11 protein-coding genes are annotated in these 12,815 nt (G+C 43.6%); 3 read left to right on the top strand and 8 right to left on the bottom strand.

Annotated features, from left to right (window positions below; all coding sequences use genetic code 11):
- Both AAEY72_RS08975 and AAEY72_RS08970 read right to left on the bottom strand, forming a co-directional pair.
- The coding region (locus tag AAEY72_RS08975; RefSeq protein WP_352310261.1) for a CNNM domain-containing protein at nucleotides 1-557 on the bottom strand (557 nt) is incomplete at its 3' end.
- A 215-nt stretch (nucleotides 558-772) separates the two neighbouring features.
- A complete protein-coding gene (locus AAEY72_RS08970) occupies nucleotides 773-2,464 on the bottom strand; it encodes an NAD+ synthase (protein WP_010195736.1) in 1,692 nt (563 codons plus the stop codon).
- Nucleotides 2,465-3,294: 830 nt separating this feature from the next.
- Between AAEY72_RS08970 and AAEY72_RS08965 the strand changes: the two genes are divergently transcribed.
- The 3 genes from AAEY72_RS08965 (at nucleotide 3,295) to epmA (ending at nucleotide 6,770) form a co-directional block, all read left to right on the top strand.
- Complete coding sequence (locus tag AAEY72_RS08965) at nucleotides 3,295-4,416, top strand: AI-2E family transporter (protein WP_210541092.1); 1,122 nt, start codon at nucleotides 3,295-3,297, stop codon at nucleotides 4,414-4,416.
- Nucleotides 4,417-4,484: 68 nt separating this feature from the next.
- Entirely contained in the window at nucleotides 4,485-5,663 is a 1,179-nt protein-coding gene (locus AAEY72_RS08960; protein WP_352310260.1) for a 4-phosphoerythronate dehydrogenase, read from the top strand.
- A gap of 57 nt (nucleotides 5,664-5,720) precedes the next feature.
- Nucleotides 5,721-6,770, top strand: coding sequence for an EF-P lysine aminoacylase EpmA (gene epmA, locus AAEY72_RS08955; protein WP_352310259.1), 1,050 nt, complete (start codon nucleotides 5,721-5,723; stop codon nucleotides 6,768-6,770).
- Between the two features lie 318 nt (nucleotides 6,771-7,088).
- Here epmA and AAEY72_RS08950 read toward each other — a convergent pair whose 3' ends face one another.
- The 6 genes from AAEY72_RS08950 to AAEY72_RS08925 form a co-directional block, all read right to left on the bottom strand.
- Nucleotides 7,089-7,727: an NAD(P)H-binding protein gene (locus AAEY72_RS08950; protein ID WP_352310258.1), complete on the bottom strand. Its 639-nt coding sequence runs from the start codon at nucleotides 7,725-7,727 to the stop codon at nucleotides 7,089-7,091.
- Nucleotides 7,728-7,916: 189 nt separating this feature from the next.
- A complete protein-coding gene (locus AAEY72_RS08945) occupies nucleotides 7,917-8,366 on the bottom strand; it encodes a YaiI/YqxD family protein (protein ID WP_010195720.1) in 450 nt (149 codons plus the stop codon).
- Nucleotides 8,366-9,742 carry a 5-(carboxyamino)imidazole ribonucleotide synthase gene (locus AAEY72_RS08940; protein WP_352310257.1) on the bottom strand — a complete coding sequence of 459 codons (1,377 nt, stop codon included), beginning with the start codon at nucleotides 9,740-9,742 and terminating at the stop codon, nucleotides 8,366-8,368. The genes AAEY72_RS08945 and AAEY72_RS08940 overlap by 1 nt, the downstream gene beginning before the upstream one ends.
- 486 nt (nucleotides 9,743-10,228) lie before the next feature.
- Nucleotides 10,229-10,789 carry a 5-(carboxyamino)imidazole ribonucleotide mutase gene (gene purE / locus AAEY72_RS08935; RefSeq protein ID WP_010201919.1) on the bottom strand — a complete coding sequence of 187 codons (561 nt, stop codon included), beginning with the start codon at nucleotides 10,787-10,789 and terminating at the stop codon, nucleotides 10,229-10,231.
- 99 nt (nucleotides 10,790-10,888) lie between these two features.
- Nucleotides 10,889-11,854 (bottom strand): metallophosphoesterase, encoded by a 966-nt coding sequence (locus tag AAEY72_RS08930; RefSeq protein WP_352310256.1) that lies wholly within the window; start codon nucleotides 11,852-11,854, stop codon nucleotides 10,889-10,891.
- Between the two features lie 168 nt (nucleotides 11,855-12,022).
- Nucleotides 12,023-12,631: a rhomboid family intramembrane serine protease gene (locus tag AAEY72_RS08925; RefSeq protein ID WP_010201910.1), complete on the bottom strand. Its 609-nt coding sequence runs from the start codon at nucleotides 12,629-12,631 to the stop codon at nucleotides 12,023-12,025.
- Nucleotides 12,632-12,815 lie beyond the last annotated feature (184 nt).

The following is a 12,815-nucleotide window of genomic DNA, read 5'->3' as shown; positions in this document are numbered from 1 at the left end:
AAGCTTACGTCCATTCTTCTTGGTGTGTTTATCACTACAAAAAGGGCAGTTTTTTGATTCATGGCGTTGATTCCTTGGAAATATAGACAGTATATAGCGTTAGACCCTACGCCAGCATGAATAATGTCCATTACACCAAAAATTAAAAAAATCATCGGCCGTACAACTTTGATAGCAATCGGTTCAGAGTTGGACATGGCGAGACGTTTGGGCATAAGGTCGGCAAACAGCACAAAGACGCTGGTGATGATGATAAATGACACAACAGAGGCGAGCGCTTCATGACCGAATAGACGCTCTAAATAAGGACTGATGGCTGATTCGCCGATAACACCTGCCAAAATGGCCACCGCATTGAGCGCGATCTGTACCACAGTAATAAAACTGCCAGGATGCTCTTGCATATTGAGAACATCAAGCGCGCGCACTTCGCCTTCTTTGGCCATCACTTGTAGTTTGATTTTTCGGGCGGAGGCTAGTGCTAGCTCGGAGCTGGAGACAAGGGCGCTGAGCGCAATTAATAAAAAGATAAACACACCAGCAGTTAGCAAGCTCATGAGATACTCGGATAGAAATAGGTAGGGTAGTTAGATTAAAAATAAAGGGTTCAATTTGTGGACGCGAAAAGCTTATTTGTGAATGTTCAACACATTCTAGTCAGAAACTAAAAAAGCTGGGCAAGCACCCAGCTAATAATTAAAGATTGATTTTTAAACAAGGAGGTTGTCATTGTCTGACTTTTTTACGGTAGCAGTCAGACAATGGTTGCAACCTAGCCTTTTATCGACCATTTATTCACCAATGGGTAACGACGCTCACGACCAAAGGCTTTATGGCTGATCTTCGTGCCAATTGGTGCCTGACAGCGTTTAAATTCGTTATTGTCGACCATTTGGATAACCTTGGCGACCAAGTCAGCATCGAACCCTTTATCTACGATATCTTGGTAGCCCATGTCTTCATCGATATAAGACATCAAAATGCCGTCTAAGATGTCATAGTCAGGTAAGCTGTCCTGATCTTTTTGGTCAGGGCGTAGCTCGGCTGATGGGGGACGGGTAATCACGCGCTCAGGAATCACAGGCGTGTCTTCTAGACGGTTGCGATAGCTGGCCAGTTTATAAACCTGTGATTTATAAACATCTTTTAGCACATCGAAGCCACCTGCCATATCACCATATAAGGTTGAATAACCAACCGCCAGCTCTGATTTGTTGCCAGTCGTGATGACCAAATGACCAAATTTATTGGACAGTGCCATCAATACAACACCGCGCGCACGTGCTTGGATATTTTCTTCAGTGGTGTCCGCAGGTGATTTATTAAATAGCGGGGCAAGGGTATGACGAATACCTTCGACCGCATCAAAAATTGGACAAACCGTATAAGAAACATTTAGACGACGGGCTTGTGCTTGTGCGTCTTCTAAGCTGATTGGTGACGTATATTCATAGGGCATCATGACCGCATAAACTTTATCCGCACCCAAGGCATCGACTGCGATACACAGCGTTAATGCCGAATCAATACCACCTGATAAACCGACGATAATGCCAGAGAATCCTGAAAGGTTGACATAATCACGCAAGCCAACTACCAGCGCTTGATACATCTCTGATTCGCGGCTGAGGGTCAAAGGTGCTTTAGACTGCGCATTGAATTTGGCAGTTTTGACATCTAAAGTCGCGAGTAGCAATTGGTTCATAAAGCGTGGCGCTTCGTGGGCAACGCTACCATCAGCTTGAACTGCCATAGAGCCACCGTCAAAGACCAAGTCATCTTGACCGCCAACAGCATTGACATAGATGATGGGGAGGCCATTCTCACGGCTGCGTTTGGTCAGCATGGTTTTACGATTGTCTTGTTTTTCAATTTCGAAAGGTGAGGCATTTAAGCTGATGACCAGATCCGCGCCTTGCTTTTTGAGGTCAGAAATAGGGCCTTTTTCCCACAAATCTTCACAGATGAGCAGACCAATGGTAATGCCTTTATAATCAAATAGGACTTGATTGCGACCTTTGTCAAAGTAACGACGCTCATCAAACACGCCATAGTTTGGCAATATTTGCTTATGATAAAAGCCTTTTTGATGCCCATTATGTAGGATGGCTGCTGAGTTGAACGTGCCATGGTGATCGACGTGCGGATAACCAACGATCATGACTATGTCATCGATATCACTTAAGCTAGATAAAGCGCTTTTGATGCGACCTGACAAGCTTGGGCGCAGCAGTAAGTCTTGGGGTGGATAGCCTAATAGTGCGAGCTCTGGAAAGACAATCACATCAGCACCTTGCTCGCGAGCTTCTAGTGCCAGTGTGCGCATTTTTGCTGCATTGGCGGTAATATCACCGACCAAAAAGTGTGATTGGGCTAAAGCAAAAGTAACGCTGTCTTGGGTTTTAGTGGTCTTACTCGCCTCATTTGAGGCAGTAAGGTTAGGGTTATCATTGTCTTTTGACATTGTTATTGTTCCTATGAATATAGTATTTAAAATTTGGTGGATCAGTGTTGGTTTAAAATAAAAATTAATCCGAAATTACATCAAAGCATTGCGCGTCAGTCATGGTTTTTTTTACATTGTTTTTAACCGTGAGTTCGTATATCGAACTCGCATGATGCGTACAACGCTTGTATAAGCATTAATGTAATGCTTATATAGCAGACCCAAATTATGCTGCACTACTCTAAAAAACTAGACATTAACAGTGTTTAGAGAGGAAGAATAAAGAAGGGTTATGATAAAGGATTCGCTCTAATAATGACGAAAATAAATAAGGTCAAATTGAAGTAGCGACACTTAAAATTTCAAAACAATTATTCTAGTATAACATCAATTGTTGATACTAATAGAACGCGCCAGTGATTTACCTTGCTAGATAGTGACTCATAAAGTGACAGCAAATAGTACTCAATGGTTATTGTTTTTCGGTATTCATTCTATGTATGATGGTTTGGTTAACAACGTAACGGTCCAGTGAAGTTAGCCCAAAAAAATTGTAAGGAAAGATTACAACATAGGGTTATTTATTTGACCTACTTTGTTGCATAATACCTGTCGGTAGGTAGTCTGCTTCTTGTCCTGTTTTCTAAGACATTATTGACATCAACTGTGTTACGGTTGACGTGAGGCAAGCTTACTTGTAGCCAATATTGACCTGTATATTTATAGCCAACTACCCTCGCTAATGAACAGCAATCTACGGAAATTGCCCGTAGATTGCTGTTCACCTATTTATAAACTTTGCAGCAATGCCGTATGAGGTTTTGCTGTCCGCTTTTGGTTTATACACTATGATAGAAAACTGGACAAAAGAATTTATTATTCAGCGCTTATTGGCCATTACTTTATTGGTTGTGCTGTTTATATTATGTTTTCAAGTGGTACAGTTTTTTATTGTACCGGCACTATGGGCGGCGATTTTAGCGTATGTTACTTTTCCTATTTATAACTTTTTTCACCAACGCGTAAAGTTCAGCTCAAACGTTAGCGCCGCTATTATGACCGTGAACATCTCTCTTATGATCGGCGTGCCGCTCGTGGTCGGTATCTTTATTTTGCAGCAGGAAGCCTTAAGTATCATCAGTAACTTAATTTATCGTATTAAAGTAGGTTATTTGGACGTGCCTGATTCTGTCAAAGATTTACCGATTATCGGTCAACAAGTCAAAGATGTGCTGTGGCGCATCAATAAAAACCCCGAAGGGACGCTAGAAGCGTTTCGTATTTGGGTACAGTCCCATTTATATTATGGCAAAATCGCTTTTGATGTGGTGTTCAGTAGTCTTGCCAAGCTTGGCATGGCGCTGATGACCCTGTTCTTCTTTTATCGTGATGGCACAAGCTTGGTTCGCCAAATTCGTCAAGCCTTACGTAACATCATTGGCAATCGTATCGATGGTTATATTGACTCTGTCGGTACGACCACTCGCGCTGTAGTATATGGCATTGGGCTGACCGCATTGGCACAGGCGATACTGGCTGGTATTGGTTATTATTTCTCTGGTGCGCCAAGTCCTATTTTACTGACAATTATCACTTTCATCATTGCCTTAATCCCGTTTGGTACGCCATTCGTGTGGGGCGGGGTGTCGATTTGGTTGTTAAGTCAGGGTCATACGGTGGAAGGTATTGGCTTGGCATTGTGGGGCGTGTTGGTCATCAGCTGGGTCGACAACCTTATTCGTCCTATCGTGATTAGCGGTGCCACCAAGATTCCTTTCATCATTATTTTTATCGGGGTATTGGGCGGGTTAACAGCTTTTGGTTTCGTTGGTCTGTTCATCGGTCCTGTGGTATTGGCTATCGGTCTTGCGGTATGGCGTGAGTGGATATCGCAACACAAAAATGAAATATTCGCCCCACAAGAAATCATGTTGAGCGATAAAAACACACAATCAGCGGTTGATGAGTAAAGTAAAAACAGCTGAGTCATAAAGAATAAAACACCGATCGATAAAGATATTTAATAAGGCTTAACGCGATGACGGATACAGTAACAGGAATCACTATTTTGGCGGATAGTAATATCGCCAGCCTTGATGAGTTTTTTACTGCCACTATGCTTGGTCAGGCGACTGAGCAGACGGTAAATATTATCAAAGTAGCTGGACGTGATATCAATGCGCAATTGCTTGCCGAATTACAGCCAACTATATTGTTAATACGCTCTGTAACGTCAGTAAACGAAGCATTACTGGCTGATAATGAAAGTGTGGAGTTTGTTGGCTCTGCAACGATCGGTACCGATCATGTTGATCAAGATTATTTGGCTGCACGCAATATCACTTTTGCCAATGCTGCTGGCTGTAGCAAACATTCGGTCGCCCAATATGTACTGACGGCTATCTTAACGCTGCGTCCGCAGTATTGGCAGCCATCAACGACGCTATCAATGACATCATCAATGCCACCATTAACCTTGGGCATCATTGGGCTTGGTAATATTGGCAGTACACTCGCTCAGTATGCGACTGCTTTGGGCTGGCAAGTACTGGGCTATGACCCATTATTACACCCTTCAGATATCAATAATGCCAGTTTTGAGCAAGTGCTTAGCCAAAGCGACGTTGTCAGTTTACATGTGCCACTCACGGACAAAAAAAGTACGGATAAAAAGGCTGCGGCTGGACAAAGTTTTCAAAGCAGTAATGGCAGTGATTATCCAACGCGTCATTTAATCAATGCAGAGGCTCTAGCAATGATGTCGCCGCATACCATGCTCATTAATAGCGCGCGTGGGCCTGTTGTTAATGCGAGTGATTTAGAAGCAGATATTGAGCGTAACGAGCGGCAAGTGGTGCTTGATGTGTTTGAGCACGAGCCAGAGATTTCTGAAGGCTTGTTGGCCAAATTGGCTATCGCCACGCCGCACATCGCTGGCTATACCGTAGAAGGGAAGCTGCGCGGCACGCAAATTATCTATGATGCGCTATGTGAAAAACTGGCGGTCGCACCTGTTCAGTCTATGCAAAAACTGCTGCCACTAAATATGTTTTTATGGTCTGAGTTGAAGGCGCATCCAGATAGATTGATTAAGTTCTATGACATTATGCAAGATGATGCTTCTCTGCGGAGTCAGGCAGTTGATGGACAAGTTAGTGGTGCTGATTTTGATCAACTGCGCCGTGATTATCATTTGCGCCGTGAATGGCAGTTTTAAAGCCAACCCTCGGTTTACAAACTTATTTTTATAATCCATTAGCCACAGTAAATAGTCATGAATCAATCAATCAGTTCTTCTGTTAAGCCGGATACTAAGCCAGATGCTAAGCCCAGCTACGCACCCACTATGACGCTAGGTATGGCGCAGCAGCGTGCGCAATTCATGCAGGATATTCGTCAGTTTTTTAATAAGCGGCAAGTACTAGAAGTGCAAACACCGCTACTGTCGCAAGCTGGCAATACAGATACTTTTTTGCAGTCCGTCGCTGCGCAAGTTACCTATCAAGATCGACCTTGTACTTATTACCTGCATACGTCACCTGAATTTGCCATGAAGCGTTTACTGGCTAGCTGGCAAGTGCCTATTTATCAGATCTGTCCCGTTTTTCGAGATAATGAGATAGGCTTACGTCACAATATTGAATTTACCATGCTGGAATGGTATCAGCCGAATTATAGCTTAGCCGATATGGCGGCTGAGCTTGGCGAATTACTAGAAGCGCTCTATGGATATCCGATTGTGATGAACCATTACCGCTATGTTGATGCTTTTATGGACTTCGTCGGCATACATCCGCTGACGGCTAGTCTAGCCGCTCTACAAGCAGTGGCAGAGGATAAAGGGTTGACCGGTTTTGATTTTAATAGTGTAGAAAGTAGCGCAACCAATAGTGAAGAAGATATTCGTCAAAGTTGGTTGGACCTATTGTTCAGCCATGCAGTTGAGCCAAACTTGGGTCACGATTTGCCGACTTTGATTATAGAATATCCGCCAGCAACGGCAGCATTAGCAAAAACGGCTTTAGATAAAGACGGTAATAAGGTGGCTAAGCGCTTTGAGTTATATGTTAATGGTATTGAGATTGCCAATGCTTATGACGAGCTGGCAGATGGGCAGGCATTAAGGGCACGCTTTGAGCAAGACAATCGACTGCGTCAGCGCCATCACTTGCCAGTTATGCCAATCGATGAGCACTTATTGGCAGCATCCGATGACTTGATACCCTGTAGCGGTATCGCCGTCGGTATCGATAGATTGCTCATGGTGATAACAGGGGCGAATAGCTTAGAGGACGTCATTCCATTTCCGAGTGGTTTGGCGTAATATAGCCGACACTGTATAGTCAAGGAATGTTGGAATCGCTACAAGGCGACCGACCGCAGATAGCACACTGAGTACATCTAGGACGGGTAACACCGTAGCGGTTTAAAAGTGCTCTTACTATATGTATCAATGAGATAAAGTGTTAGGCGTACCCAGTTTAAATAATCACTTTCCTTACTGATTTTGAATACCGTACAAAGCAAAAGGGTCACTTATCGATTGGCTGTTTGAACGCTCGCCAATAAATAAGTGACCCTTCTTTTAAGCTTTTTAAAGATCTAATCTCGTTAGATTCCTATAAGCCGTTATCAAATAAGCTTATACACTGGCTACAGCTTCATCGATTGCTGTCTCACCGTTATGCATGCCAAACACTTTCTTGGTCGTATTGCTCGCATTTAATACAGCCACTAAAGTAGCGGCAACATCTGCAATCGAGTTTTCACCAGAATTGTTGTCATTGACGATGATTTTACCAGTCGCTTCGCGTTCTTTTAGCGCCGCTGCTTGTACGATAGTGTAGTCAAGGCTGCTGTTATTTACCAACCACTGATCGGCATAGTGCTTAGAGATGTAATAGCCTTTTAAGTCGCCAAGTCCTAACTCGTCCCATTTCTTAGTGTCTAATGAGAACACTGTGCTGAGCATGATGTAGCGTTTGATACCTTTATCCTGTACCGCTTGCATGGTTTTGATCGCACCATGTAAATCGACTTCTAAGATATCTTTACCACCAGAACCAGCCACAAAATAAACCGCATCGATATCTTGATCGATTTGCTTCTGAATCGCGTCTTTTTGAGCCGTAATGTCTAAATCCAACTGGCTATAATTGTCATCATTGAGCAATTTTTCTTTTTGACGAGTTGTACCTACCACTTGGTGATTATCAGCCAATAACTGCTTGACCAAATCTGTTCCCACTCGACCGCTTGCGCCAATTACTAGAATTTTCATAGTCAATCCTATTCTTATGTACGTTACTGTTGTTGTAAAAACTGAGTGTAGCGTAACAAGGATGGTTGGCACACTTCGTTATGAAGCGTGCCGATTGCATAGTGTTTGGTTATGATTGTATACGGTTTGCAAAGAGCACAGGCTATGAGAGGTTTAGATTGAGTGGAAGGGAAATAGCATTATTAAAAATCAACGTACCAAACGATTTAGACCATCGGCAAAGGCTTTTTTATCACGGTCGCCGTATGGTTTTTGTCCGCTCATCTCTTGTAGCTCTAGCACACCAGTACCGCGCATGGTATCCATAAAATCGCGCATATTGAGCTTTTGCTTGATATTGTTTTTGTCATAGACCATGCCGCGTGTGGTCAGTACCATGCCGCCTTTGTCCAAAATGTCATTGGCCAAAGGAATATCACTGGTAATCGCAAGATCGCCTGGTTGTATTTGTTCTACGATATAATCATCCGCTTTATCAAACCCTGATGGCACTACCGTCATGATGAGCAACGGAGACTTACGCAGCTTAATTGGCTGATTGGCGACAAAAATAGCCATTGTCTGCGTCCGTTCAGCCGTTTTGATAATCAAATCTTTGGCAATTAATGGCACCGAATCAGCATCCACCCAAATTTGCATTATTTTTTAGCCTTCTCTGTTTTTGATTTAGCCTCTATAACTGGCTTGGTTTGGCTATCCTTGATAGCGTTATCATTTTTAACCGTGTCGTTACTGTCTTTAGACGTTCTATCAGCTGCTATAACCGCCGAATGATCTGTCACTTTTGGCTGATTATCGATGACACCAGAGGCTAATTTTTTATCAAGACCAACTTTATTGGGAAGTACCGCGACGAGTTTGGCTAAGGCAGGCTCTAAATCGGCAACATCATTGGGCATCAATGTGATGTGTGCAATTTTTCGATCCTCACGTTCAGCCTTATGATAACTATGATAATGCGCGCCATCGATAGCTAGCACGGCGCTGATATCAGGATATTGCCCTAAGACGTTGAGCATAATCGCTGGATGAACATTGTCTGTGTCACCTAATGGTAAATTGACCACGGCACGGATATGGTTTTCAAATTGACTGGTAACAGCGCCTTCAATACTCCAGTGTCCAGAATTGTGTACACGCGGCGCAATCTCATTGGCGAGTACAGCGTCATTGCCACGCGCGTCTTTGGTGACGAACAGCTCAAGCGCCATCACGCCCACATAACCCAAATGATTCATGACCGTGGTAATCGCATCGGTCGCTTGCTTAAATAAATGGCTAGTCCCAACCGCAGGTGCTTGGGTCTTGGCCAAAACACCATGATGATGATGGTTTTCAACCAAATCATAACAGCGTACCTGACCGTTCTGTCCTCGTGCCGCGATAATAGAGACCTCACGGCTAAAATGAATAAAACCTTCTGCAATCAATGGCGCGGGCGTTGGCGTCAGCTCACCTTTACCACTGACAGCGTCTTTGAGGTCTTGCCAGGCGGCTTTGATATCGCTGTCTTGCTTAATGACAAATTGACCTTTGCCATCATAACCGCCGCGGCTGGTCTTGAGGACGATCGGCAGTCCAAGCTCACTGCAAGCTTGCTGTAGCTCGGCTTCAGAGTTGACTGCTTTAAAAGGGACGGTGGCGATATCAAGCGCATTAAACATCTGCTTTTCTTTTAAGCGATCTTGGGCGATATCAAGGGCAATCGGTGGCGGAAACATACCTTGCTTGCTACCAGATGTTGATAAATTGGCCAGTTGTTCAACCGTCGCCGTCGGTGTGTTTTCAAACTCCAATGTAAATACATCGGCTGCGGCAATAAACGCTTCTAATTGCTCGCTATGAAAGACGCGCCCGTAAAGGCTGGCAGGGCATTCAGCATTGTCTTCTAAAAACACACACTGATAGCCTAGAGGCATGGCCGCTTCGGCAAGCATCATGCCAAGCTGACCACCGCCTAAAATACCGATAGTACGAATGGTTTGGGTAACAGGATAAGCGTTCGCTGTGGTCATGGCAGGCTCTTTGAATTGAAAATGAATAAAGGGTATTCGGTTTAGGGTCTGTTGAACATTCAAATATTAGGACTGCTGATCGCTAAAATTGCACCAAACCTTTTATCAAATCAGGCGCAAACCGACGATAATGTCGAGACCTTAGCTAGGTTTACAACAACGTTTGGGGTGATTTTAGCATCAGCCTTTCAGGGCAGGTCTATTTTTTGCCAATACATGGCGAAATTGTCTAACCTAGAATGACTAGGCGTCAAAAATTTCACTGCGTATTGTCTAAAAAATAGCCACTGCCAGTTCCACATTTGAATGTTCAACAGACCTTATTTAGATCTGAAATCTAATCTATTAAAATAGGAAAAGGTGCACTGTATGCACCTTGTATTTAGTAGAACTCATCTAAGCATAAATATCAAGTTTAGAACATTTATAATCAGATAATGGGTCTTCGTGTTTTTTTAGAAACTATCATCAATTCAGTTGTATTTTTTAACTGTTGATAATGCCCGGTGTTGGGCTGGCAAGGATGGTTTCGGTTTGTGTTTGGCGTAGAGTATCCAGCTTAGTAGCGATTGCGTCGTCATGCAAGGCCAAGACTTGAATCGCCAGCAATGCGGCATTATAAGCACCTGCCGCCCCAATTGCTAAAGTACCAACCGCAACACCTTTTGGCATCTGTACGATAGATAATAAGCTGTCCCAACCACTGAGCATCGAGGATTTTACAGGGACACCAAATACTGGTAGCGGCGTTTGGCTGGCACACATACCCGGCAAGTGAGCAGCACCACCAGCCCCAGCGATAATAACTTGTAAGCCATTACCTTTAGCATTTTTGGCATAGTCAAATAATCTGTCAGGCGTACGGTGTGCTGATACCACTTCACAATCAAAAGCGATATCAAAGTCTGCAAGCAATTGCGCAGCGGCGCTCATGGTTGCCCAATCAGACTGCGAGCCCATGATAATGCCAACTTTTGGCTGACCAGCAGGAGAGGCGATTGGACTGTTTTGCTCAACAGAGTTAACACTAGCTGATTGGGTACTCATGCTTTGATATCCTCAAAACGACCATCATACAAAAGTTTTGCCGCCTTCGTAAAGCCAAGTTTACCGATTAATGCTAAAGCGAGTGAAATGGCACTCATATTATGAATGTATAACGGTGTCTTTGTCATGGCGATATTGCACAAAATTGCTGGCTTTGAGTGGCAAAGGCTGCTCGGTATCGAGCTGATAGCCTGTTAGGTAACCACTATCTACCGCTGCCGAATAATCAGTACAAGCAACTTGTGGACTCAATGGTTCAGGTGTCCCAGTTAGCCAATAATGGCCGACGAATACGGGTTTATCGGTTTTGAGCGCAAAATTGATATTTTCTGCTAAGGCATCTACTGGAATTTGTGCCAATGCAGAGGAGGGGGCACGTGCAACCTCATATAGCGTACGCTCGTTCAGACTCTCAAGCCACCAACGTACCCGCACTCGTGTGCGCTCGGTACCTTCTTTATCAACCATCACCATGCCATCAGGTAGCGGTGTCTCTACGCCTTTTAATACTCTCTCTAATGCTTCAAAATTCTCGCTATGCTCTTGAGCAGTTACGACAAGTCCTTTAGGCGTTAAGCAGTTATCAGCAGTCAATAAGGGTGCTAATACCGCCATGCTGTCCACATCCCAACAGGCGTGCACAAAGCAAGCATAGTCAGTCTCCAGCCATAAGGGAATTTCATATAACCGCTCAAGCCAATAGCGATGGCTTTCTGAGCCAAAGGGCACTTCTGCGAGAAAAGCCTCGTGTTGGCGCGTATGTGTCTCATTGTGTGAGCGTAAGTATTCCTGAGGATTATTAGGGTCGAGCGTTGCAAAGGCTAAAGCATTGTATTCATGATTGCCCATCACTGCATCGGCAACATCCGCATCCAGCATGGCAAAAACAATTTCTAACGTGGTCAACTGCTGCGACCCACGGTCGATCAAATCACCGATAAATAATGCCCGATGACCTACTGGCGGCACAAAGTACTGTCCGTTATGGCGATAGCCTAGCTGGGTAAGCAGACCCACTAGCTTGTCTGCATAACCGTGAATATCACCGATAATATCTATAATCATAAGTCACTGTCTAATCTTAAAGTATAAAATTGCTCGACATGCCGAGCAACGCGACGAAATTAAAAAGGAGTTAAATTTTTTTAACTGGTTTAGATTTAAGCGTCATTCGTTTAAGTAGTTTAACCAAGTGACGCTTCTTTCTTAAAACAGACCTCTAAAAATCATACTTTAAAGGCTTGGCGATAATAACGCGTTTAAAAAATGCGGGAGTACTTGTGGCTCCAGAATAATAGTGGCGATTATGCCAAACGCGCCGCCCCACAGATGCGCCATGTGATTGATGTTTGAACCACCGCGTTTGTCCGCATAAATGCTATAAGCCACGTAAGCGACGGCAAATAATATCGCTGGGATAGGAACGACTGCAAATAAATAGATTTTTTCCCAAGGTGCCAGCAAGATAAAGGCAAATAATACCGCTGATACACCGCCTGATGCGCCAAGGCTGAGATAGCTGGCATTGTTTTTATTTTTAATATAACTTGGAATCATCGCGATAATGATAGCCAATACATAAAACACCACGAAACCATAACCGAATAAAAATGATTGATATAACCCTTCGATAGCACGACCGAAAAAATACAAAGTAAACATATTAAACAGTAAGTGCATACTGTCAGCATGAATAAAACCATGGGTCACAAAACGATCCCATTGACCATTATTTACCGCGGGTGGATAAAAAATGAGTCGATTGAATAGTGTCTTGTTTTGCCAAGCCAACAAGCTGACAATAACAGTGATAATGATGATAAGGGTCGTATGGTTAAGCAAAGGGTAATCCTTAGGCCGAGCCTAGTGTGTGATTGTGGTATATACAACAGGGTGAACCGCCTAAATGCGATGGCTAAATAACCACTGGGTAAGACAATCAATAATAAGTAGTGATATGACAGTGCCCATAATAATTGCTGATCATCGATTCAGCAACGATCAGAGTAAGTCAAAAACCCATTAT

It is taken from the genome of Psychrobacter sp. W2-37-MNA-CIBAN-0211, from assembly GCF_040309405.1.
In the GTDB taxonomy this organism is placed as follows: domain Bacteria; phylum Pseudomonadota; class Gammaproteobacteria; order Pseudomonadales; family Moraxellaceae; genus Psychrobacter; species Psychrobacter glaciei.
This window is presented reverse-complemented; position numbering and strand designations above follow the sequence as displayed.